The sequence below is a fragment of the Nafulsella turpanensis ZLM-10 genome, from assembly GCF_000346615.1.
Taxonomy (GTDB): Bacteria; Bacteroidota; Bacteroidia; order Cytophagales; family Cyclobacteriaceae; genus Nafulsella; species Nafulsella turpanensis.
The window spans coordinates 1-25,321 of record NZ_ANNU01000064.1 but is presented as its reverse complement, the minus strand read 5'-3'; the positions used below and the strand labels follow the sequence as shown (position 1 = coordinate 25,321).

General features: G+C 46.5%; 18 protein-coding genes. 3 read left to right on the top strand and 15 right to left on the bottom strand.

What is annotated here, in order from left to right:
* On the bottom strand, positions 1 to 687 hold a 687-nt coding region (locus tag F752_RS0120550; protein WP_017733634.1), incomplete at its 3' end, for a PorP/SprF family type IX secretion system membrane protein.
* A gap of 39 nt (positions 688 to 726) precedes the next feature.
* On the bottom strand, positions 727 to 6,621 hold the full coding sequence (locus F752_RS0120545) for a PKD domain-containing protein (RefSeq protein ID WP_081604620.1): 5,895 nt from the start codon (positions 6,619 to 6,621) through the stop codon (positions 727 to 729).
* Between the two features lie 549 nt (positions 6,622 to 7,170).
* Between F752_RS0120545 and F752_RS0120540 the strand changes: the two genes are divergently transcribed.
* Positions 7,171 to 8,790, top strand: coding sequence for a CTP synthase (locus F752_RS0120540; protein WP_017733632.1), 1,620 nt, complete (start codon positions 7,171 to 7,173; stop codon positions 8,788 to 8,790).
* 24 nt (positions 8,791 to 8,814) lie between these two features.
* A complete protein-coding gene (yidC, locus tag F752_RS0120535) occupies positions 8,815 to 10,656 on the top strand; it encodes a membrane protein insertase YidC (RefSeq protein WP_017733631.1) in 1,842 nt (613 codons plus the stop codon).
* Positions 10,657 to 10,730: 74 nt separating this feature from the next.
* Here the strand turns inward: yidC and F752_RS0120530 are convergent, their stop codons facing one another.
* The 13 genes from F752_RS0120530 to cmk form a co-directional block, all read right to left on the bottom strand.
* On the bottom strand, positions 10,731 to 11,324 hold the full coding sequence (locus F752_RS0120530) for an O-acetyl-ADP-ribose deacetylase (protein WP_017733630.1): 594 nt from the start codon (positions 11,322 to 11,324) through the stop codon (positions 10,731 to 10,733).
* Positions 11,325 to 11,332: 8 nt separating this feature from the next.
* Positions 11,333 to 12,382: a glutathione synthetase gene (locus tag F752_RS0120525; protein WP_017733629.1), complete on the bottom strand. Its 1,050-nt coding sequence runs from the start codon at positions 12,380 to 12,382 to the stop codon at positions 11,333 to 11,335.
* A 9-nt stretch (positions 12,383 to 12,391) separates the two neighbouring features.
* Positions 12,392 to 14,275, bottom strand: a complete 1,884-nt coding sequence (locus tag F752_RS0120520) for a flavohemoglobin expression-modulating QEGLA motif protein (RefSeq protein ID WP_017733628.1) — start codon at positions 14,273 to 14,275, stop codon at positions 12,392 to 12,394.
* Entirely contained in the window at positions 14,272 to 15,084 is an 813-nt protein-coding gene (locus F752_RS24745) for an N-formylglutamate amidohydrolase (RefSeq protein WP_017733627.1), read from the bottom strand. Before F752_RS24745 ends, F752_RS0120520 begins: the two co-directional genes overlap by 4 nt.
* Before the next feature lie 101 nt (positions 15,085 to 15,185).
* The gene (locus F752_RS0120510) at positions 15,186 to 15,878 is read right to left on the bottom strand and encodes a metallophosphoesterase family protein (RefSeq protein WP_017733626.1); all 693 of its coding nucleotides are present in this window, start codon (positions 15,876 to 15,878) and stop codon (positions 15,186 to 15,188) included.
* Between the two features lie 4 nt (positions 15,879 to 15,882).
* Entirely contained in the window at positions 15,883 to 16,455 is a 573-nt protein-coding gene (locus tag F752_RS0120505; RefSeq protein ID WP_236614046.1) for a DUF502 domain-containing protein, read from the bottom strand.
* 335 nt (positions 16,456 to 16,790) lie between these two features.
* The gene (gene nqrE / locus F752_RS0120500; RefSeq protein ID WP_017733624.1) at positions 16,791 to 17,402 is read right to left on the bottom strand and encodes an NADH:ubiquinone reductase (Na(+)-transporting) subunit E; all 612 of its coding nucleotides are present in this window, start codon (positions 17,400 to 17,402) and stop codon (positions 16,791 to 16,793) included.
* Positions 17,403 to 17,409: 7 nt separating this feature from the next.
* Positions 17,410 to 18,087: an NADH:ubiquinone reductase (Na(+)-transporting) subunit D gene (locus F752_RS0120495; protein ID WP_017733623.1), complete on the bottom strand. Its 678-nt coding sequence runs from the start codon at positions 18,085 to 18,087 to the stop codon at positions 17,410 to 17,412.
* Between the two features lie 42 nt (positions 18,088 to 18,129).
* A complete protein-coding gene (nqrC, locus tag F752_RS0120490; protein WP_017733622.1) occupies positions 18,130 to 18,903 on the bottom strand; it encodes an NADH:ubiquinone reductase (Na(+)-transporting) subunit C in 774 nt (257 codons plus the stop codon).
* Positions 18,890 to 20,095: an NADH:ubiquinone reductase (Na(+)-transporting) subunit B gene (locus F752_RS0120485; RefSeq protein ID WP_017733621.1), complete on the bottom strand. Its 1,206-nt coding sequence runs from the start codon at positions 20,093 to 20,095 to the stop codon at positions 18,890 to 18,892. The genes nqrC and F752_RS0120485 overlap by 14 nt, the downstream gene beginning before the upstream one ends.
* 9 nt (positions 20,096 to 20,104) lie before the next feature.
* Positions 20,105 to 21,469 carry a Na(+)-translocating NADH-quinone reductase subunit A gene (locus F752_RS0120480; RefSeq protein WP_017733620.1) on the bottom strand — a complete coding sequence of 455 codons (1,365 nt, stop codon included), beginning with the start codon at positions 21,467 to 21,469 and terminating at the stop codon, positions 20,105 to 20,107.
* Between the two features lie 129 nt (positions 21,470 to 21,598).
* Entirely contained in the window at positions 21,599 to 22,501 is a 903-nt protein-coding gene (locus F752_RS0120475; protein WP_017733619.1) for a 4-hydroxy-3-methylbut-2-enyl diphosphate reductase, read from the bottom strand.
* A 12-nt stretch (positions 22,502 to 22,513) separates the two neighbouring features.
* Positions 22,514 to 23,209, bottom strand: coding sequence for a (d)CMP kinase (gene cmk / locus F752_RS0120470; RefSeq protein WP_017733618.1), 696 nt, complete (start codon positions 23,207 to 23,209; stop codon positions 22,514 to 22,516).
* A gap of 327 nt (positions 23,210 to 23,536) precedes the next feature.
* On the opposite strand from cmk, the gene ade reads away from it, so the two are divergent.
* Entirely contained in the window at positions 23,537 to 25,186 is a 1,650-nt protein-coding gene (gene ade / locus F752_RS0120465) for an adenine deaminase (RefSeq protein ID WP_017733617.1), read from the top strand.
* Positions 25,187 to 25,321 lie beyond the last annotated feature (135 nt).

The following is a 25,321-nucleotide window of genomic DNA, read 5'->3' as shown; positions in this document are numbered from 1 at the left end:
TGCAATACTTGAAATCCGGTCACGCTCCTGCGGGCCATTGTAGAGCGGAATACGTACCCCGCCATGGGCGGAATATTTTGCCGGCAGCCGGTCTTCACTTTCGGTAAAAGACTGGTTGGGCTCGTTAAGGTGGTAGACCGATACTCCTGCCCAGGCCAGCTTATTGTAAACCAGCAAGCCAGTGGCAAAGTCGAAAAAGCTGGTCCCCTGCACCCTTCGGGCATCGGGGTCGCTGGTAATGGGTACTCCGCTGTCGTTAAACTCCAGCTGATCGGGCAGTGTAAGCTTAGAGAAGTCAAGGTTGCCCTGTGTGTAGGAAAACTGCAGGCCCGGGCTGATGACCCAGCCGCGCTCCAGCTGAATTTTGTAGGTATAAAAACCACCTATATTGCTGCGGGTCATCCCTCCTGTTCCGGCTTTATCGTGCAGGAACATCAGCCCGAAACCACTGTTGAGGCGCCGCATATTGTAGTCGTAAGAAAGACCCGTAGTTGTAAAAGCCTTTGGCAGGCTCGGCCACTGAATACGATGAATCAGGTTAAAGCGGTGCTGGCTGGCAGTACCCGTAAAACCAGGGTTCAGGTACATGGGTGCCGCATAGAACTGCGAAAACTGCGGATCCTGTGCCCGCACTTCGCCAATGGCCCAAATGCTGATGAAACAAATTACAAGTAAAAGTTTTTTCATTCTGTTTAACTATCTTTTTTCTTCCCTACAAGCTCTTCCTTATCGTATTAAAGTGACATCCCCGATCTTATCCAGTATTTTTCCGTCACTAAACTCCACTCTCACTTTATACACATATACATCTGCCTTACAGAGTTGGCCCTTATAGTAGCCGTCCCAACCTGTTTTGCGGTCGTTACTCTCGAAGAGCAATTCCCCCCAGCGGTTGTATATACGAAGGTTATATTTGAGAATTCCGCCATCCAGCACCGGATAGAACACATCGTTATTACCGGCTTCTATGTTGCCACCATTCGCTCCGCCGGCACTTGGGGTAAAGGCATTTGGTATTTTTACCTTTCCTCCGGCTTCGGCAGTTACCACCTCTTCCCGCACCAGGGTATCGGCACAACCCCATTCGTTAACAGATATCAGGGAGATGGTATAGATGCCCGGCTCCTGGTAATAATGCACCGGCTCGAATTCTTCATAAGTGGTACCATCGCCAAAATCCCAGAGGTAAGTGCTGCCCCCAATGGTATAGTTGGCTACATATACCGGGTCGCCCGGAACATATACCACACTCTCCCGCACCTCAAAGTCTACTTTAGGACGGCCATATACATTTACAATGGCATAGCTGGTCGACACCACTTCGCCCGAAGGGTTACTGGCCGAAAGCGTTACGGTATAATCGCCCGGCTTGTAGTAAGTATAAGTGGGATTTTCGCCGGCTGAATAGCCTTCTCCATCGCCGAAATCCCAGCGATAGGTATTAGGGTCGGCAAACTGGCTGTTATTTTTAAAATTAACCGTTAGCGGCCAGCAGCCCGATACCGGTATGGACTCAAAGTCGACAATCGGCAGAATCTCATTGACAAACACCTCCTGTGTATAAGTTTCGCTGCAAAGACCGTTTGAAATAGTCATGCTTATCGTGTACTGCCCATAGGTTCCGTAGGTATGGGAACCAGGATGCACAGCATTCGAGCTCGTTCCATCGCCAAAATCCCAGTGGTACCTCCAGGCAGCTGCATGAGGTGTTTCATTAAAGATCTGGAAAGTCGAATTTGGTAAGCGAACCCTGATAGAATCAGTGGTGAAGGCCGGCATGAGCTCAGGGTATACCTCTATAGGCGTAACCGTGGAATCTGCACATCCACTGGAGGCTGAAGCAACATACACTACTTCATATTCTATAACATTGCCTGTATTGTTCTCCAGTACAAAGCTTGCCTCTGCCCCATCCTGCTCCTGCAGCTTTTCTGCACTGCCTGCCCTGCGGGCATACCAGCGATGGGTAGATACATTCTGTGACTGATTGTTGAAATTAACGGTGAGCGGAGCACAGCCTTTTTTCACATCGGGGTCGACCCGCAGCAATACGGCAGGATTTACCCATACCGTTTGCCGGTACTCCGCCGAACAGCCAGAGGCAGGATTATAGGCGGTAAGCTTTACCTCAAACTGCTTTGACCTGCTTGTGGATGTATTAATAAATGTATGCCTGATGGTCGTTTCGGTCGTGGTGGTATCATTCGCCTCCCCATCATTCCAGCTCCAGATATACTGAATACCCGCTTTAATATCCAGATTGTTAAAAGTAACTTCGGTATCGGTGCAAACCGTGTTCTGGTCCATACTGAAAAGAGCTCCCGCACCCGGGTGAACTGTAATCTCTGTCACCTGCTCATCCTGGCAGGAAGTACTGTTGTTACGAGCGGTGTAAGTAACTTCATATACCTTTGGTGCTGTTCCGGTATTTTCCAGCACCGGAAGCGTAGGAATGGCATTTTCCTCCTGATACAATACAGTGGCTCTCCCCTGCACCCGCACTTCCCAGCGGTGATGCGTTGCGCCCTGGCTGTTGTTCTGGAAGTATACCTGCAATGGCGCACAGCCTTCTGTTTTGTTTGGAATAACCTCTGCCCGAACAACCGGCAGTACACTTACTTCTTTGCTGATGTAGCTGCTACAGCCACTCACGGTATCTCTCACTTCTACCTGTACCATATAGCTCCGCGGGCTGGAAGACGAGGTATTGGTAAAGGTATGACTGATAGCGGTTTGCTGGTAACGGGTGGTATCCCGCTCAGATCCATCGCGCCAGTCCCATATGTAAATTTCCCGCGCCTTTGGGTTATTGTTGGTGAAATTCACTTCCAGCGGAGCGCAGCCAGTGGTAAGATTCTGGCTGATATCCGGTTGCACCTGCGGGTATACTGTAATTTCTCTGCTCAAGGTATCGCTGCAACCACCGCTGCTCTGCGCCACATACCTTACTTCATACACGAGGGTTGCGTTGGTGGTATTTTCGAACTGGTACGATAAAAGATTCGGACCCTGTGCTGTAAAATCAGTGTCTCCCTGTTTTCTGATGTACCAGCCACTTGCATTGCTGCTGTTGCCCTGGGAGCGGTTGGTAAAGTACACTATCAATGGTGCACAACCTTCGCTCTTATCCGTTACAAAGTCGGCCATTACCTGTGGGTTGATGGTTAGTTGCTGCTGGGTGGTAGTGCTACAGCCATCGGGGGTAAGAGCGGTAAGGCTAATGGTTTTGTAGAGCGAGCTGGTGTAGGAACCATTACTATACGTGTGGGTGAGCTCTGCTGCATCGCTGGTGGTTGAAGAGCCATCGCCCCATTGCCAGGTGTAGGTGGTACCTGCAGGATTATTCGAAGTATTTTTCACCACCACTTCATAGGGCGCACAAAGCTCCGTGGCCGGCATTTCAAAAGTGGCGATTGCCTGCGGATATACCTTTACGGTAAGGCTCGAATCGGCCGAACAGTTTTTATCAGAGACTGAAAGCAGCTTTACCTCATATTCCTTTATAATATTAGTGGCATTCTCAAAGCGGAAGTTAGCAATGGTATCCACCCCTGCTGCCGGGTTATACACAACTGCTCCGCTTGCTTTTTCAGTAATGAGCCAGCTATTGCTCGTGCTGTTCTGAATATTGCGGATAAAACTTGCATCGAGCGGGGCGCAGCCTTCGAGCTTATTGAGGGTAAAGTTTGGCTGCGGATCGTCGTACACCACCAGGTTTAAAGGAGTGGTATTATAGAGCGAACAGCCGTCAGGGCCAATGGCCTTCAGACGAACAATATAAGAAGCGGGTTCGGTAAAGGTGTAGCTAAACTGGTTTTCCAGTTCGGCCGAAGATAAATTCGCCAGCTCTTCTGTTCCTGCATTCTTCCTGATGTACAATTCATAGATAGTACCTGCGGGAGCCACCGTGGTATTCTCGAACTGTGCAACTAATGGGCTACACCCTTCGGATTCGGAGCTCAGCAGCGATAATTCTACGGTTTCAATAACTTTAGGCAGATTATCTACCTCTTTAAGGGTTTCTGCGCTCTCGCAGCCGAAGTAGTTTTCTTTTACCAGGCTGATTTTTACCTGCTCTGCCGCCTCATTTCTGGCAGGCCTTTTATAGATGAGGGTAAATTCATTATCGTACGTAAGGGTGGCATGGTTCTCTGGCAAAGGGAAGATGGTCCAGTGGAGATTCTTTACCCCGGCCAAATCCTCGGCTTTTACATCAAAATAGCTGTACTCGCAGTCGCGTCTTTCCACAATAGGGAAATCTTCGGCGGCAGGCACAGGATTTACGCGATAACTGTGAGTAACCGGCCGAACACAGGCACCAGTTTTGCTCACCAGCAGTTTAACCTTGTAGGTTAATCCGGCATCTGTCGTGTTAGTTATTGGATAACTCAACTCACTGTATTCCTGCTCTGTTGGGTAATAGGTAAGGCTATCCTGTGTAACCCCATTCAGAGATATTACCCATGTATGCGACTCCCCTGCCAGAGCAAGAGTGGTGGCACTTACCTTGAGATTGAGGTTTACCGGTGAACAGTTTTCGTCAAAAGCGCTGTAGTCCGGCTCATAGAAATCGGCCACCGCTCCCGGTTTTACCCTTACTTCTAAAGTATCGCTCAGGCTTTGGCAGGCACTTTCTACAGACGTGGCCTTAAGCAGCAGTTTATATACTTTTTCGGTATTGGTGTTATTATCGAAGCTGATAGCCCTGGTAGCATCAGGAAAAGCTGATTCCTCGCTTACCACTCCATCAGTTTGTACCAGCGTATAGTTTACGCCCTCCGGAAATAAGGCCGCGGTATTACTTCCAGGTGAAAGATTTTCGAAGGTAATGAGTTCACCCGGGCAAACAGGAGCCGTATAATCATAGTCTAAAGAAGCCACCGGCACAGGATATACCTTTACTTCATGCATCGCAATATCGCTGCAGGCTCCTTCACTCGTTTTTACCCTTAAGGCTACCTTGTAGGTATCGGCAGTAGAATAGGTATGCGAAACAGGACCTTTTACTGAATAGTCTGCCGAAAAGGTGATGCCATCGTAGTTTACATCCCATTCCCAGCTAACAATTTTATCCCCATTAATAGCAAAAGAAAGAAGGGAGGCATCGGTAAAAACCGAAGTTTGCCCTTCGCATAATTCGGTAAAGGTAAAATCGGCTACGGGCTTATCGTAAATGGTTACCGTTCTCGTGTCGATAGTTTCGCAGCCTGTAACAGCATCGACACTTACCAGCCAAACCTGGTACTTACCAGGCTTACTGTAACTCGCGGTATAAGATACACTGGCCGAAGAATTAGCGGCTCTGGTGCCGGAAATAACCGTTGGCGGAATACTATCGGGGGTAAGGCTGGTGCTGTTTCTCTTAAATAGTTTGTAAGAATAGCTATAGCTGTTTTCACTGAACATCTCATGAGAATAGACAATGTTTTGGGTTGAATTCTCAGGATCGTAACAGAGCTCCGTTGCCGGAACATCCACTCCATTTATTTTCCCGCTTACGGTTGGCGCATCATAAACATTTATGGTATCTGTTACCACACTCCAGCAGTCAGCCTGGGTCGACAGCCGCTGAATTTTAAGTTTCACCAGTTTTTTACCGGCTGTCGCAAATCCATCGAACCAGAAGTCCGCATCCTTGCTGGACGCTAAAAGCTCAGTCCCGTCAACATCATTATAAACTTCCCATTCGTATCCCACACCCGTAATACCTGCGGCTTCAGCACCATCGAAATAAATCTCCTCTCCCGGGCAGGCCTCTTCATCGGCCGTAATAACCGGTTTTGGAGGAGCCACAATAAGAATGCGTGCAGTGGTTTCAATGGGCGGGTTGTCTCCCATTGAAGGATCAGCCGGTGGGCCGGCAATATTTGGGTCATCATAAGGGTTACAGATATTCCAGTTCCGCATGGTCACCTCAAAGTAGTTGCCTACCGGAGAGCCTGCCGGAGCATTAATCCCCAATGTATAAGAAACAGGCCCATCGGCCGGGTAAGGCACCAGCTCCACATTGCCTGTCAACTCAGTAATGAAATTACCTGCCGCATCTGTCAGCTGCACCCCGTTTACCGTTACATTTTGTACCAGCTTTCCGTTTGTATGATCGGTGTTATAAATAAACTGCACCCAACGGTTCTGGCGATTAGGATTGGTGTTGGTTATTTCCTTATTACAGTTGAAAGTGGTGTTGTCGTGAAAAATGAAATTACTGATGGGGGTAGTCGGACAAAATTCGGCTACCTCCGGATCCATGACTACCGGACCAGGGTTAGTCTCATCGGTATTCCACACATGGAAGGCCTGGCTCTGCCCGGTTCCGGTACATAGCACCCCATCATATACAATATAAATTTCAGGGGTATAGTCACAATCGCTCCCCTGTACATAAAGATGATTTACTGAAGCCGAAAACTTATTAGGGTTAGTGGCATCCTGGATCCCGTTTACCGTAACAGGAGCCGTAACATCGTCATTCAGGAAAAAGCGAAACTGTACCTTAGAGGCATCTACAGGATTCTGGAAGGTGTAGTCCGCTGAAAGGGTTGCGTTTACGGGAGCACAGGACTGCGTTCTGGCAACACCAATATTCTGGTCGATAATAATCAATTCCCCACATTGCGCCATTACCTCAGCACTACTACCAAGAAAAAATAGGAAGCTAAAAATGTACGGTAAATATCTCTTCAAAATGTTCCCTGTTTATGCTGTTTATCAAATCATTAGTCCTGTGAAAGACCTTGTTATCTTCAGAATTTAAAGGTAGAAGAGCCGCGGGAACTTTTTTTTACAAAACCGACACACTTATTACAGGGCTAAGATATCCAGCCAATTGTCTGCTATTGCACTTTTACAATAAGAATGAGTCAACACCAACCTTTAATAATTCAAAATATGAGAGGATTTTTTAAATATGGGGAATTTTTATACACTTTCTAACACAGCTGTCTTTTACCTTTTTAAGCAGCAGCAGCTCAAGTAATTGTTAAATGAGCCTGAACAGCATTCAGGAACAAGTGACGTACTATCTCAATTGTACCCTTCCGTAAAAGAGTGATAGCTAACACAGTATTTATCCTTCTGATAGGCCGGCCAATTAAAATAAGTCTGTGGTTTAAATTATTAGCTGGAAAAGTATACCTTTGTACCCCGTAAGTCAAAATCCTACAATCTCTTATGGCATCTGCTAAATACATATTTGTGACTGGCGGGGTTACCTCATCTTTAGGAAAAGGAATTATCTCGGCCTCCCTTGGTAAGCTCCTGCAAGCCAGAGGCTTTCGGGTAACCATTCAAAAGCTCGACCCCTATATCAATATCGACCCCGGCACCCTCAACCCCTACGAACATGGCGAATGTTATGTAACGGAAGATGGTGCCGAAACAGATCTCGACCTGGGGCACTACGAGCGCTTCCTAGGTATTGATACCTCACAGTCGAATAATGTTACCACAGGTCGTATTTACCACAACGTAATTACCGCAGAGCGCCAGGGAAAATTCCTGGGCAAAACTGTTCAGGTAGTTCCGCACATTACCGACGAGATTAAAAGAAACATCTTTAACCTTGGCGAAACAGGGGATTACGATATTATTATTACCGAAATTGGCGGCTGCGTAGGTGATATTGAGTCACTTCCTTTTATTGAGGCTGTACGCCAGGTGCGTTGGGATGTAGGACCCAACAACTTTCTGGTTATCCACCTCACCCTCGTTCCCTACCTGCGCTCAGCCGGAGAGCTTAAAACCAAGCCTACCCAACACTCGGTAAAGCAGTTACTCGAAGCAGGTATTCAGCCCGACATACTGGTTTGCCGCTCAGAGCACCACCTCCCGAACGATATCCGCAAAAAACTGTCGCTCTTCTGTAACGTGCATATTAATTCCGTTATTGAGGCCCGCGATGCCGAAACCATTTACGATGTGCCCCTGCTTATGCGCAAGGAAAAGCTCGATGAGCGGGTACTGACCAAGCTGAAACTTCCGCATAAGAACGAGCCGGATATTGAGCAGTGGAAGGAGTTCCTGGGCCGCCTTAAAAACCCAACCAGTGAGGTAAATATTGCTTTAGTAGGCAAGTATGTAGAGTTACCTGATGCCTATAAATCCATTATCGAAGCCTTTGTACACGGCGGCGCCGGTAATGAATGTAAGGTAAATTTAAAGCTTATTCCTTCGGAAGAAGTAAGTGAAGAAAATGTACAGCAGCTGTTAGGCGAGATGGACGGTATACTGGTGGCGCCGGGCTTTGGAGAGCGTGGTATATCCGGTAAAATTGCTACGGCCTGCTATGCACGCGAACAGGGCGTTCCTTATTTTGGAATTTGCCTGGGTATGCAGTGTGCCGTTATTGAATTTGCCCGGAATGTGCTGGGGCTCGAGGGTGCCAATTCTACCGAAATGGATGCCAATACGCCTCACCCGGTTATTGCCCTTATGGAAGACCAGAAAAACCTGGAAATGATGGGCGGCACCATGCGACTAGGCTCTTACCCATGCGAGCTGAAAAAAGGAAGTAAGGCGGCCAACGCCTATGGAAAAAACAAGATAAAGGAACGTCATCGCCACCGCTACGAATTCAATAATAAGTATTTAAAAGATTTCGAAAAGGCAGGCATGGTACCCGTTGGTATAAACCCCGAAACCGGCTTAGTAGAAGTAGTGGAGCTCAAAGACCACCCATGGTATATAGGCGCACAGTACCACCCCGAATTGAAAAGCCGTGTGTTGGAGCCGCATCCTTTATTTTTGCGCTTTATAAAGGCCGCCATCGATTTTAAATACAAAGACAAATAAAAGACATCGTTCTAATACGTTACAATGGATAGAAACCAAGCAACCGGGCTGGTAATGATTGCACTGCTTTTTGTAGTGTACTTTACCTTCTTTGCCCCTGAACCTCCTTTAGAAGGCGAAACTCCTGCAGCTACCGAAGCAGGCGCCGAACTTCAGGAAACAGACTTTAAAGAAGAAGCCGCTCTTGCAGAACCTACTGCTGTTAATGACTCGGTACGACAGGCTGCCCTGAGCCAGCGCTATGGTATTTTTGCCGCCGGCATACAGGGGGAGTCTGAAGAAGTAGTACTGGAAAACGACGAAATTAAAGTTACCTTCGACTCCCATGGCGGTCAGATTAAAAGTGTATGGCTAAAGGAGTTTCTTACCTATAGCCAGGAGCCGCTCTACCTGCTTACTGAAGAAAGCAGCCAGATGGAGCTCATCGCCGAAACAAGCTATGGACCTATAGACCTGAAGGAACTGTACTACCAGCCGGAGGTAAAAACCGTAGAATTGGACGGTATTCCTGCTCAGCAGGTAAACTTTGTGCTGCCGCTGGGCAATGGCCGCTTTATTCGCCAGAGCTATGTGTTGCCTGCCGAAGGCTACCAGCTTGGCTTTAACCTGCAGGCCAAAGGCCTTGACGGAGTTATTGAAGATACGCCCCTCCTCTATCGCTGGAAAAACCGCATGCGCAATTTCGAGCATACAGTAGAAGAAAGCAGACCTAAAAGCACGGTTAATTACTTTACTGTCGAGGAAGAATATGAAGAGCTGAGCCGCACCGGAGAAAATGAAGCCGAAGAAATCGAGCTAGGGGTTAAATGGGTGGGGATGAACCACCGCTTCTTTACTGCCGCCATTATTGCGAATGAGTTCTTCGAGGGAGGTCGCGTGGCTGCCAGCTTCAGCCCTAGCGATACGGTTTTCCTGAAGCATGCACAGGTAGAACTGGCCATCGCGCCTGCCCCCTTGCAGGAAGGGGCTGAGTTCAAGTATTATTTTGGACCGAATAACTATCAGGTACTGAATGATGTAACGGAAGGTTTTGACAAAAATGTGGACTTAGGCTATTTCTTCCTTCGCCCCATCAATAAATACCTGATCATTCCTACCTTTCACTTCCTGGAGCAGTTCTTTACCAGCTATGGTCTAATTATTTTCCTGCTGGTAATCCTTATTAAACTGCTGCTCTTCCCCCTCAGCTACAAGTCTTACGTTTCCATGGCGAAGACGAGGGTACTAAAGCCACAGATAGATGAGATAAAGGAAAAGTATGGCGATGATATGGTGAAGATTCAGCAGGAGCAGATGAAGCTTTACAGCCAGGTGGGCATTAATCCCATTAGCGGTTGTGTGCCGATGCTGCTGCAAATGCCGATACTCTTTGCCATGTTCTACTTCTTTCCGAATGCGATTGAACTACGGCAGGAAAGCTTCCTGTGGGCAGAGGATCTCTCGACTTACGACTCTATTATGCAGCTTCCCTTTGAAATTCCATTCTACGGGGACCATGTGAGTCTTTTCACCCTGCTAATGACCGCTTCTACCATATTGTATACCTGGTCGAATCAGCAAATGACAACCGTGCAGGGCCCCATGAAAACCCTGAGCTATATTATGCCCATTACCTTCCTGTTCTTCCTGAACTCCTATTCTGCAGGTCTTACCTATTATTACTTCCTGTCGAACGTCATTACCTTCGGTCAGCAAATGGCTATCCGACGTTTCGTGGATGATGACAAGATAATTGCTAAGCTGGAACAGAATAAGCTTAAGAACAAGGATAAGAAAGTATCGGGTTTCCAGGCAAGGCTGCAGGAGGCTTTAAAAGCCAGCCAGGAGGCAAAAAGAGCAGACACCAGGCCAAGCCGTAAAAAGTAAGGCTGCCTTAAAGGCCACTTAAAACATCAGCCCCGGATAGCACTCTACGAAAAGAGAATTATCCGGGGCTTTTTTTATATATCTAAAGACTGTAGCACTTCCAGGTACAGCCGATGGTTTTCTTCCTCAAAGTTTACAAAGCGGACTTCCTTTAGCTTACCCGGATGCTTATTTAGCCATTTCTGAACCGTTTGCAGGGCTATTTCCGCAGCCTTTTGTTTAGGAAAGTCATAAACACCTGTACTGATGGCAGGAAAGGAAATAGAAGTAACCTCCAGCCGCTCTGCCAGCTGAAGACAGGAACGGTAACACTCTGCCAGCAGCCGTCCTTCTCCATTTTTACCACCATGCCAGACGGGACCGGCCGTGTGAAAAACGTAGGTAGCCGGGAGCCTGCCTGCAGAGGTATAAACAGCCTCACCAGTAGCCACCCCTCCCCGCTGCTTCCGTATTTCGTTGCATTCTTCCATAATGGAAGGACCACCGGCACGATGGATGGCACCATCTACCCCTCCACCCCCGGCAAGACTGGTATTGGCGGCATTTACGATGGCCTCTACCCTCTGTCTGGTTATATCTCCCTTCTGGAGGTAAACAGCCACACCTGCCACTATGATATTGGCAGACCCAGCTTCCGGGCCTGATTCCGCTTTACCTCTTTCCATCATTCAACGCATCAAAGTGTATTCAGAAACTTATTAGTGATGGTTTGCCCGTAACGCTTCCGGTACTCTACCTTTCGCTCAATGGCTCTCATTAAGCCCTCTGAAAAGTTTACTTCTTCAATTTCCGATGCTGTCGTTAAACCTCCCGGGCTGAAAATGTTTGTTTCGAGAAGTTTATCGCCGGCAATATCCAGCCCAACAATAAAAACACCATCTTTTACCAGCTTAGGCCGCACGCGCTCTGTAATTTCACGTATTCTATCTGTAATTTTTGCTTTCTTTACTGAGCCTCCTGCAGATATATTGCTTCGGGCATCGCCGCTTGCATTAAAGCGGTGAATAGCCGCTACTTTCCCGTCACATTCAAAAATTTCCCCGTTTACCATAAACAGGCGAATATCTCCTTTGGCTGCTTCAGGAATGTACTCCTGGGCTATGATATAACCATCTCTCAGGTCTGCCTCAATCATGGAATTTAAATTGGCAGCGCTTTCTTCATTTACCAGGAAAACCCCTTTTCCGCCGGAGCCCTGCAATGGCTTAATAACAATTCCTTTGTCTTTATTTTCTTTATAAAACTCCTTTATTTCCTGCGGATCGCGTGTAATAAGCGCTTTAGGCCGTACATCTTCCGGAAACTGCTGAAAGTACATTTTATTTACAGAGTCTGACAGGGTAAAGGGGTCGTTGAGGACTATCACCCCATCCTGGGTAGCTATCTGCCCGAACACAACACCAGGAATCTGTGCCCAGGGCTCACTTGCCGGGGCCGCAGAAGGATCATTTCTTATCAGGAGCACATCCAGATCAGGAGCCATTATTTTTTCTGTGATCGCCTTATCGCTTTTTACGTCGGCTACATATTCCTGCTGTGTTTTATATGTTTTTTTGGGAGCTCTTCTCACTTTTACCCCCATATGTCCATCCGGGTAATAGGCAAGGTTTCTCACATCCGATAATAACACCTCATGGCCACTGTTATGCATGGTATGGGCCAGCATCATGGAGGTATACCGCTCATCTTCTGTGGCTACATCATCTAATATAAAAGCTATTCTCATTATTGAAATTTAAAAATTTGGATCTACAAGGTTAAAAACGTTTGCCCCGGCTTTTAGTTTTTTAAGCTTTCGCTTACTCTCTTCGCTGCTCAGATAGCGGGGTTTTAAAGGGGCAGGCTGCAGAATTTTTCGGCTCATGAGTTCATCAATAAAGGGAAGATAATCCTGCCGGATTTTACCAATTAAAAGAGGCTCTAAAGCTCCGCCGCTTGAAAGGTAACGGAGCAGCTCAATCAGCCCTTTCAGGTAAACAGCATCTTTGGTAAGACCACCTCCGCGATATACTCTGGTGGTGAGAGAGAAAGCCGATTCGGCTGAGAAGTTCCACTTTTCATGGAGCAGCTGAAAGGTATCGATAAAACTGGCTCCACCCAGCATATGCTTTACCGCAACTACCCTTGCCGCCAAAATTCTTAAACGACCGGGATTAAGGCCTCCTGTCAGGTATTCCGCTAATACAGCCAGACCTTCCTGCAAATCTTCATAGCCTGGGGCGCCTGCATATAATTGCTGGAGGGGCTGTGCTTTTCCGTTATAAAAGGTGAGCACATGGGTTCCTACCTCATGCTGAATGAGGGCTTCTGCCCGTTTTCGGCTGGTACGGAAGTGACGGTCCACTAACAGCTGACCTTTCGAGACCATAAGCCCTTCTATATCATTTCGAAGTTCCACAGTAGCATCCAGGGCCGGGTATTGCTGCCTGAGCCACTCAATCTCTTCCCGGGCAAGAGCGGCGAACTCTTCAGCTCCTATGGTTTCCACTTCCTCATCGCCCTCCTCTTCCTCTACTGGTAATTTTTCAAGCAGTTCGCAGGCGGTCCTATGCAGTGCATCTCCTATTTCGCCGAAAACCTGCAAACTACTGTACTTAAAAAACGGGGTTTCCCGCTCCAGCAGCATATTCAGCTGCCGGTCCAGCTCGTCGCGCTTATCCCTGAAAAGGAAGGCCAGCGTAGGGTCATCCACCTCTTCTATGGGCAGGTTGTATAGCCGCCGCTTCAGCATTTCAGGGTCTACTGGAATCAGGCGGTACTGGAAAGTGGGCTGAGTACTAAAATTACTCTTCTGAAACTTCTCCCACTCCTCCTCATGATTGGTAACAGTTACCAGGAGCAGGAAATCAAAACTATCATTTATTTCGACCAGCTCCCGGTCTATTTGCCACACCAAATCACCTTCCTTCTGGCGTCCCAGCCCCTGAAAGTGACTCACTTTAAAGCGGGTTTGCACCCTTACAAAATCGAAGAAAGATTTCCGGAGGGCGGTGGAAAACTCTTTGCGAAAGGCTCTGAAAAGCATTGGATACAGCCTGTTCTGTGCCTGGGAGTAATAGAAAGGCTCAATGGCCAGCCCAATATACTGGACCCCGGCCTGCTCTGCCTCATCTGCCTTTAATAAGGGCTGCCGGTAGGAAGGAAAATCTTCTTCTTCCATTTTCACTCCTTGGTTCGGAAGGCGCTTAACAACCTCCAGGCTGTTCAATTCTTTCTGTAAGGTTTCGGCAGTTACCTTGCAGCCTTTGTGGCTACAGAAGAGCCGGAACAGCTCCTCTGCTTTTTCCGGCTCGGAGTAGTCCACATCCGATACAGTCCATATTTCCAGTATGAGTACTGCACCGAACTGCTTTCGCAGAATTTCAGTAGCCTCCTCAAGGAACTGGCGCACAAGATCCTCGTCTTCAGAACGAAGATGAATAAAAGAAGCCTGTGCATCTACCAAACGGGCATGAGCAGTTTTTTCAATACCCTGCGGATATCGGTAAACACAAATAAAAGGCAAAGGCCTGTCGATGTGCAACAGGCTTTTACCAGGTAATTCTACATGAAACCCCTGGCCGTTCTTTAACTGATTAGCCAGATGAATAACTTTTTCGTCTTGCCATGTTTCTATCATAAAGATGCTAGTATTTTCTTCCTGTTTTCGGCTGCCTGCACAACAGCTTTTTCTGTTTGTTGCAGGGCTTTGGTCAGGTGGCCCAGTTTTTCTTCATCCACGACACCTGTCCATTCGTCCATAAAAATCTTTTTAAACTCGATAGAAGGGATAAATACCTTCTCTCCAAAGCGACTGAGCATCCGCTGCATAAAATTGCTTCCTCCCCCTTTAAAACGCACTTCTTCCCGTACATCAAGTGGTCCGTCAGGATAGGGATAAAGCTGTAGTTCATGCTTTAACTGGTCCAGCACGGGCCGCCAAACCTTCATTTCTATCCCCTCTGTAAGAATATCAATGTCAGGATTCCCCTCTTTTGGTGCTGATTTTTCCGGGCTCTCCCGCCGATGATTGTAGCTATGGATATCGTACACAATAGCGTAGCCATGAGCGTCGATAATTTGCTGCACTACACCCTCTACCTCCTCGAAGAACTGGTGGTAATGCCGGAGAGACTGTTGTATCATTTCTTCGCTCACAGGCTCCTTCCACACATCTAACCCCCATGCATCTTCGGGCTTCTGGTAAACGGCCTTTTCTTCACCCCTATTCAGGTCCACCTCAAAACGGGAACGGTTTACCACCAGGTGGTTCGGGAAAGCCCGGGCAATTTTACCGGTGTATGGGTCTTCTTCCCGCAGCCTTTCTTCATCTTTCAGCCTGAAGAGATCCTTTAACTCTTTGCGCACCTGGTGCCCGTCGTGAATGGCAGTAGCCAGAATGGGTCCTTGGTTTACATCTAAAGAAAATTCGAAAAATCTATCATTCATATAATTTCTTCTCCATGATTAAAACCTAAAAAAATTGGGCCCAGGGCCCAAACGGTTAATTAATTGTACGAAGAGAAATTGAATATGTTGGGCTAAAAAGCTTAGGCATAATTCGGAGAGTCATCGATATTTGGCTGGCAATACACCTCCCATGTATTGAGGTTTAAGGCCAGCAAATGGGCCTGCCGGGGGTTATCCCTATAAGCACAACCGGCATCGAGGCTGTAGTGCAAGGTACTACTCTCTTCAAGGCTCCTGAGTATTTCCTGTAGAGCCGTAGGAGAATGCCCGTGGATTATCCTTTTTCCTCCTGTTTTTGTCAGGTCTACCGTATAATCGCGTATGGTAAACATTTCTTCGGATTCCAGAAAAGGATTTTCTTTTTCAAAATTGAAGCCGGCATGGACAAGGTAAAATTCAGGAAGTTCGAAAAAATAACGCAGGCTCCGCATAAAATCAATATAGAGCCGGGGCAATTCCTGTGGGTGCCGGATCCCGAAGCTTTTGAGCAGGCTCTTTACGCCCTTGCTCATTAAGCGGTCCAGATCGGTTTTTCCGTCGATACAGTTTAGCAGCTCCTGCTCGTGGTTACCCCTCAATAAATAAAGCTTGTATCCCCTCTCCTGCAGCTGCATAAGATAATCGAGTACTTCTTTACTGAAAGGGCCTTTGTTAACATAGTCGCCGAGTAAGTAAAGGGTATCGTGCTTCTTTAGCTGAAGCTTTTGCTCCAGTAACTGCCGCAGAGAATGAAAACATCCATGAATATCGGTGATGACCAAACGGCGCGACATCAGCTTAATCGATTTTGGTCAGTTCCCGCTGCTTCAGCTGGTTGTCGCGGGTTTCCTTTGCTAAGCCAAGTTCTGTATAACCACTAACGCCTCCTGAAACAATAAACTTCATTACATCGGCACCCGGCACATTTAGTAAAGTAACCCGCTCTTTTGCCACGATGTACAAATTTCCTGAAAAATTATAAGAGTGCGGAAGATATACTGCCACTTTCCCCGCTTCTCCCAGCACCTCTAAATTGGTTTGAGTGATAAAGCCGAGCTTCTGAACTCCATCCGCTTCATTCAGGGTAACCAGAACAGCCTGTGTAAACTTCTTTTTATCACCAACAAAAGCAGAAAGTAAATCTTTAATGGAAGAATAAATCAGGCTTATCAAAGGTACTCTCATCAGGACTTCTTCCATCATTTCAAACACAGGGCGGGCAATGAGGGAGGAAGCAAGGTAGCCGAATAAAACAATTATCCCTATAATCAGAACCAGGCCCAGTCCAGGCACCGGAACAGGCAGCAGGCTATCGAGCCACTGCAGAGAAACGATAATAATATATACCGTTAAAGCAATTGGAACGAGCACCAGGAGGCCTCTTAAAAAGTAATTAAATATGCGTCTAAATGTAATACTTTCTCTCATGAAGAATAACTAAATAATTTACGGCGAAATATTCAAGGCGAACAATAAGCAGCAGTTCTCTCCTCATACTGCTTGAAGTCATAAAACCTCTGGCTTTCGCTCCTGCTTCTTTTTAACTGTTTTTGCCTTTAGGAGGTTTCCTCTTTTTGAACGTTCTGCTTAAAACGACATTTTAGAGTAACCCTTCTTTTTTTCCGTCAGGTAAATACTACCTGCCTAAATTAAAAAGGTCTTACAGGAAACCTGTAAGACCTTTCATATCTTCTGGAATATTCTTATTAAATATTAATACCCATAAAAGACATAAAAGCCATTCCCATTAATCCTGTAATAAGGAAGGTGATTCCCAGCCCTTTTAAGCCGTCCGGTACATTGGAGTACTTCAGTCGTTCGCGGATGGCTGCCAGTGCTACAATAGCCAGTAACCATCCAATGCCTGAAGAAAAGCCAAAGACAGTAGCTTCGGTAAGGGTATAATCGCGCTGTACCATAAACAAAGATGAACCGAGAATAGCACAGTTTACCGCAATCAGGGGAAGAAAAATACCCAGTGAACCATAGAGTGCAGGCGATACTTTTTCAATAATCATTTCCACGAGTTGCACCATGGCTGCAATAATGGCAATAAACATGATAAACTGAAGGAAGGAAAGGTTTACAGAAGCAAAATCTGCACTTATCCAGCTAAGGGCACCTTCCTGAAGTACGAAAACCTGCAGCAGCCAGTTTACCGGCACCGTGATGGTTAGTACAAAAACAACCGCTAAACCCAAACCCGTAGCTGTGCTTACCTTTTTAGAAACTGCAAGGTAAGAGCACATGCCCAGGAAGTAGGCAAAAATCATGTTCTCAATAAAAATTGATTTTATTCCTAAGTTAATTAGCTCCATAACTTTATTATTTTTCTACGTAACCAGTTTTTGCTCTCTGCGCCCACACAATCAATCCGAGTACCATAAAGGCTCCCACAGGTGTTACCATCAGACCATTCGTCGGGAAATCTTCCCAGCCGATGGCTGCAAACACCTCGTATCCGAATACGGCTCCTGAGCCTAATAACTCACGGAAAAAGGCCACTGCCAGGATGATCCATGCATAACCAAAACCGCTACCCAGACCATCCAGCACGGAATCATAAGGTTTGTTGCCCATCGCAAAGGCCTCCAGTCGTCCCATGATAATACAGTTGGTAATAATTAGCCCCACAAACACCGACAGCATTTTGGAGACATCATATAAATACGCTCTTAACACCTGATCTACCAGAATTACCAGGGAAGCTACTACCGCCAGCTGCACAATAATCCTGATTCGACTTGGAATCAGATTCCGCATGGCAGAAATAATCAGGTTGGAGAACACAATTACTGCCAATACCGCAACCGCCATTACAAAGGTCGGCTTCATCTGGGTGGTTACCGCCAGGGCCGAGCAAATACCTAGTACCTGTACAGTAATAGGGTTATCGTCAGACAATGGATCTGCAATAAACTTCCTGCGCCTCTTCGACAAAAGAGGTTCAGAAGGCTTTTTTTCTACTTGGGTATCTTTTTTTTCTATGGTTTCAGTACTCATAGCTATTTATTTTTTGCCGAAAGTAAACTTTCAGACGGTGTTTTAAATACTTTCTGCAGCCTCTTCCACTTCTGAATCGTCTGCCGTCTTTATTGTTTTGAAGTAAGGCTCATAATAGGCGAAATACTTCTCTAACATGGCATTAACGCCTTTGGCCGTAAGCGTAGCACCGGAGAGTCCGTCTACATGGTAGTCATCATAAATACTTGGGTCGCCTGTTTCTCCTTTTACCATTTCAATGGAAACCAGTTCGCCCAAATCATTGTAGATCTTCTTTCCTTCAAAGCGTGCCTGTACCTCTGCATCTGTTATTCTTGCACCCAGTCCGGGGGTTTCAGCCTGGTGGTCAAAGCGTACACCACGAACTGTCACCAAATCAGGCTCCAGCGCTACGAAGGCCCAAATATTATCCCAAAGACCATTGCCATACATTGGAATAATATAAGCATCCACCTTTTCCGGATTTTCTTCATTCATAAACTTGTATACCGGGAATAGTCGATCTTCCGGAGCCTTATCAAACTCTTTACCTATATCCAGCTTTTCTGCTACCAGCTGCTCCCCGTTCTCAAGAGCAGTTACCACATTTCCTTCAAAATCTACCACCAGGGATCTAATACGTTCTTCCCATATGGCATCGATAGGCGCTCCTTCTTCAATTTCCATTACCGCACTTAATATTTTAGTACGGGTATCGAGCCTTTCGGCAGCGGCCTGTTTATCGCGGAGACCTGTAGCGGCAAGCGCTAATAATCCTCCCAATACCACTGTTAAAATAGCGGCAAAACCAATTACATAAGCGTTAGACTGTCGCACGGGATAACCTCCTTTTCTTATTTGCTTCTACAACATAATGATCAATTAGGGGTGCAAATACGTTCATGAGCAGCACCGCCAGCATTACACCTTCCGGATAGGCAGGGTTAAACACCCGGATAATTACGGTAATCACCCCTATAAGGAAGCCGTAAATCCACTTTCCAGTCTCGGTATGAGAGGCAGAAACAGGGTCTGTTGCCATATAAACAGCACCAAAAGCCAAACTACCAATTATCAGGTGGTAATAGGCAGGCATTTCCATGAAAGGATTCAGGCCAATTGCATTATTCAATAAACCCATAGCATAGGCACCTGCAAACACACTTAGCATTATCTTCCAGCTTCCTACGCCTGTAATTATCAGAATAAGAGCGCCGATAAGGCACATAAGGGTAGAAGTTTCTCCAATAGAACCAGGAATATCGCCCCAGAACATATCCCATGCACTCATCATTTCGAACTGGCCGAACCAGGATGCTTCAAAGGCCTGCTCTACAGGAATAGGTGTTTCGGCAATGGTTGCCTCCTGAGCAAGCGCCAATGGAGTAGCACCGGTATAACCTTCCACAATCGGTGCATTTTCACCATAATATACCCACACATCGCCTGCCATATCTGCAGGGTAAGCAAAGTACAGGAATGCACGGGCAGTCATTGCCACGTTTAAAACATTCATGCCTGTACCACCGAATACCTCCTTGGCAATAACGACTGCAAAAATCGTAGCCAAAGCTACCTGCCAAAGCGGAATGGTTACGGGCAAAATCAATGGGATAAGCATACCTGTTACCAGGAAGCCCTCGTTTATCGGGTGCTTTCGTACAATCGCAAATAAGCCTTCTACAAGACCACCTGCGGCATAAGCAACAATTATAATAGGAATTACCAATTCAGCACCTAAGGCTACAGACTGCCAGAATTCAGGCTCTTGGCCAATGGCAATATAGTGCTGGTAACCCATATTCCAGATACCGAACAATAGTGGCGGGATCATGGCTATCACTACGGTCATCATCAGTCGCTTCAGGTCAACGGCATCGCGGATCTGAACGCCTTTGGCGGCAGTAGTATGGTTAGGTGTAAAGAGAAAAGTTTCAGCAGCCTCAAAGCCATAGTAGTACTTCTCGAACTTACCCCCCTTCTCAAACAGTGGTCTTTGTTTATCTAAAAACGCTCTTAAAGCTTTCATTTGAATGATTTAACTATTTTGCATTAAAGTAAGTCCTTCTCGCAGAATGGCCTGCACATCGTGTTTGGAAACATCTATAAACTCGCAGAGGGCGAAATCTTCCTCTACCACTTCATAAATGCCCAGGGCTTCCATTTCATCGTAATCTTCGGCCATAATAGCCTTCAGCAGGTGAGTGGGCAGGATGTCCATCGGCACCACTTTTTCAAATACCCCGGTTTGCACAAATGCCCGTTCTTCTCCTTTTGTATTGGTATCGACTACAAATTCCTTTTTAGGGTTCAGGAACGACAGCAAACCAAATGCCCGGTGGAAACTTGGTACATTGGCCTGTGGCATAATCCAGCCCAGAAACTCATAATTATCTCCTTCCGGAATAACCGTAAGCATATTATCATAAAATCCGAGGAAGCCATCTTCTGCCACTTTCTCTCCAGTCAGCACATTACCGCTGATAAAGCGGTTTTTACCGGCCTTTACCTTACCCTCTGTCAGGCGACTAACGCCTGCTCCTACATAGGTACGGTAGTATTGCGGCTCCTTTACTTCAGAGCCCACCAGTGCAATAATTTTACTGGCATCATAAATACCTTCTGTAAAGAGCTTTCCTATCTGGGCTACTGCCTGTGGCTTTACCGTCCACACAATATCGCCTTTATTAATCGGGTCGATATGGTGAATTTGTACGCCTACGTTTCCGGCAGGGTGTTTACCGCTGAACTTGTGGAGCTGCACGTTTTTAGCCTGTGCAAAAACCGGGGCTACCTCTCCTTCTCCTTTCAGGCCAAGGTGAACATTTCCTGTTGTCAGCTTTTTCAGCACATCCAGGCCTGTCTGGAAATGAGCCTCCTGTCCTTTCAGCAGGAAGTTGTAATCCGGCGCCAGTGGAGCGGTATCGAAAGTGGAAATGAAAATGGATTTTGGCGTTTCTGTCGGGTCGGCTATGATGCCGTAAGGCCGCTGGATGATATTGGGCCACAACCCGCTTTTTAGCAACTGGTCCAGAATTAGTTCCCGGCTAAGGTTTGAAATATCGCCCGCTGAATGCTTCGGAAAGGATTCATAAGCAATTTGCTTATCGGCCAGAATTTTTATTTCAAGCAACTTCCGCTTTGCTCCGCGCTTTATTTCCACCACTTCGCCGCTTACCGGTGCTGTAAACATGACCGATTCCAGCATCTTATCAAAAAGGATTGGCGTTCCGGCTTTTACGGTATCTCCTTCATTTACCAAAAGTTTAGGCCTTTTGATGCCGTGAAAGTCCGTGGGTTTAAGGGCAAATATTTCAGGAAGTACCTCTCCCCCCAGCCTTTTCTCTGCCTTACCGGCCAGATTTATATTAAATCCTTTTTTGAGCTTGATAACTTTGGACATTTTCTATCTATCAAATGTATTTTATCGTACAAAACGCTGCAAAAATAGTAAAAAATGCGACAATAAAAACAGCATATTTTATTTAAATGCTACCTCCGCCGCCGGGCAGTAGCCCGCGATTTTTCACTTTTAATAAGCCGGCTGAGTTTCAGCGGCCATGCCCTTTATGTGCTTCGCCACCCGCTCCATTAGCCACATGGGGGTAGAGGTTGCCCCACAGATTCCAACACTTTTGGTACCATTAAACCAGGAAGGCTCCAATTCACTCTCATTTTCAATGAAATAGCTTTTTTCATTCTGCTGACGGCACACGCTGTACAAGGCTTTGCCATTAGAGCTTTTTTTACCACTCACAAATACGATTACATCATGCTGCTGCGAAAAGCGGCTTAGCTGAGGTTCCCGATTACTCACCTGCCTGCATATACTATCGTTGGCATTAAAGTCCATTACGGTTAATTCTCCTCCCCGCTGCGCTTTCAGCTGCTCTTCAATCCGCTCTTTTATATCATAAAAGCCCTTCGTGCTCTTTGTCGTCTGGCTATACAAAGTTACGGGGCGGCTAAAGTCAACTGCCTTTAAGTCTTCGGGAGTGGTGACCACAATGGCTTCTTTATTCGTTTGACCGGTGAGCCCTACTACTTCGGCATGCCCTTTCTGGCCATAAATCACTACCTGCCCTTTCACTTCCTGCATTTTATCGTAAGAGTGCTTTACCCGGTTTTGTAACTTAAGTACCACCGGGCAGGAAGCGTCAATCAGCTCAATATTATTTTTCAGGGCCAGCTGATAGGTCTCTGGTGGCTCGCCGTGGGCACGAATCAGCACTTTACAATCCCTGAGCTCCTTCAGCTCATCCCGATCAATAATGCGTAGTCCTTTTTCGTACAGGCGTCGCACTTCCATATCGTTATGCACAATATCGCCCAGACAGTATAAGGTATTTTCTCCTTCTAACTCATCTTCAGCCATCTGGATGGCAAATTCCACACCAAAGCAATATCCGGAATTTTTATCTATCGTAACTTCCATCTTTCAGTAGTCTTAGGCAGAGGGTTCATTATCAATTATTTTAGTGGCCGCCAGATGTAAAATCATGTCCACCTGCTCGTCGAGGGTAACATGAGTGGTATCAATGACATGGGCATCTTCCGCCTGGCGGAGGGGGTTTTCCTGCCGGGTAGTGTCAATGTGGTCCCGCTTCAGCAGGTTCTTTTTTATATCCTCAAGGTCTACAAGCTGGTCCTTTTCCAGCAGCTCTTTCTGGCGACGGGCCGATCGGGTTTCAAAGTCGGCTGTCATAAAAATTTTCAGCTCTGCCGAAGGAAATACAGCGGTTCCAATATCGCGCCCATCCATCACTACGCCTTTCTTTCGCCCCATTTTTCGCTGTTGCTCTACCATACAGCTCCGTACCTGCGGCAGCGCACTCACCTCACTTACCTTATCAGATATCCGCATCTGCCGGATTTCATCCTCTACATTGAGGCCATTCAAATAGGTTTCGTTTGATTCGCTTCGCTGGTTATGATGAAACTCAATGTGGATCTTTTTGAGGGCATCTTCCACCGCCTTTGGGTTGGTGAGGTTGATGTAATTTTCCAGAAAATAATAGGTTACTGCCCGGTACATGGCACCGGTATCGATATAAGCATAATTTAATTTAGCGGCCACTCTTTTTGCAGTTGAACTTTTCCCACATGCCGAGAAACCATCTATGGCAATAACAATCTTCTTCATTCAAACCAGCATTTTCCTGTTCTCTACAGGTATAACAAAGTAAAAGCCTTTAATAAGGCTTTACAAGCAAAAATTTGCTTTAAGTTAACAATCTTTTACCGGACAGGGAATGGGTCCGCTCTTCGGCTGCCGTTTCCCTTTCTTAGTTGTCTGGCAGGCACTCATACTTAAAGAGAGTATCAACATCAAATAAACCGTTCTCTTCAGGCCTTTTCTTAAATTTTCCATACTTTTAAGTTCGATGCAAATATAGGAATTATTACTCGCATATCGATTGTAAGAACAAAATAGTTCCTGAAACTTAAACCTAAAACAACCAACTTTTTAATGGTAAATCAAGAACAACAAATCATTCGGGGCCAGTTGGTCAGGATAAGCGAGCAGACAATAAAGGGCGTGGAAATAAGGATAGAAGATGGGAAAATTCAATCAATTCAGGAGATAGACAACGCGCCTGAAGTTTTCATCCTCCCTCCTTTTGTCGATGCCCATGTGCACATCGAAAGCTCCATGCTGGTACCTGCCGAATTTGCCCGCCTGGCCGTTGTGCACGGGACAGGCGCAACTGTTTCGGACCCGCACGAAATTGGCAATGTATTAGGAGTAGAGGGAGTCGAATACATGATTGAGAATGGCAAAAAGGTCCCCTTTAAATTCTACTTTGGCGCCCCATCCTGTGTGCCCGCAACTCCTTTCGAAACCGCAGGGGCCGTTATTAGCCCCAACGACATTGACCGCCTGTTCCAAAACCCGGACATTAAGTACCTGGCCGAAATGATGAACTGGCCCGGTGTACTGCAGAAAGATCCTGAGGTAATGGAAAAAATCCGCATCGCGCAAAAGCACAATCGCCCGGTCGACGGCCACGCACCTGGCCTGAAAGGACAGCAAGCGCATGACTATGCCACTGCCGGCATCAGCACCGACCACGAATGCTTTACAGCCGAAGAAGCCCTGGATAAACTGGCCTGCGGCATGAAAATCCTGATTCGTGAAGGAAGCGCCGCCAAGAACTTTGATGCCCTCGTTGACCTCCTGCATGAGCACTCGGCCCAAATGATGTTCTGCTCCGACGACAAACACCCCGACAACCTGGTAGAAGGACATATTAACCAGCTCGCTGCCCGGGCTGTAAAAAGGGGCGTCGATTCCTTTAAAGTACTGCAGGCAGCCTGTGTAAACCCGGTAGCGCATTATGGACTGGAGCTGGGCCAACTAAAAGAAGGAGATCCTGCCGATTTAATTGTGGTGAAAGATTTGCAGAATTTTGAAGTTCTGAAGACCTACCTCAACGGACAGCTGGTAGCAGAAAATGGCAAAAGCCTGATTCCACGCTCCCAAAGCAATATCATCAATAAATTTGATGCCTCCCCTCTCCAGGACAACCAGCTACGCATAGCGGCAAAAGAGAAGCATATACAAATTATTGAAGCCTCAGACGGGCAGCTGATTACCAAATCGATTACAGAAGAAGCACTGATTGAAGAGGGATTTGTTTCCCCAGATCCTTCACGAGATATTCTAAAACTGGTCGTACTCAATCGTTATACTCAAAATAACGAACCAGCCATTGCTTTTATCAGGGGATTTGGAATGAAGGAAGGAGCCATTGCTTCAAGTGTTGCCCACGACTCTCATAACCTGATAGCGGTAGGTACCAATGATAAAGAAATTACGAAAGCCATTAATTTACTGATAGAAGCAAAGGGCGGAGTGGCAGCCGTAAAGGACAAAGAGGAAAAAGTACTCCCTTTACCGGTAGCAGGGCTAATGTCGGCCGATGACGGGTATGAGGTAGCCGCTGCTTACAGCCATGTGGATGCCTTTGCCAAATCCATGGGTAGTAAGTTAAGCTCACCCTTTATGACCCTGAGTTTTATGGCTCTCCTGGTAATCCCTTCGCTTAAGCTGAGCGATAAAGGTTTGTTTAACGGAGAAACCTTTAGCTTTACAAGCCTTTTTTCAGAAGACCAATAAGATTCTTTTTATGCACCACTGCTAGCCCAATCCATTTACCGGAAGATACACAAAGCCGGAATTATTCTTTTTTACAGCCCGTGTCTCGTCCTAGAATAGCGATACAGGTTTTTACAATAATAAATAATTAAATAT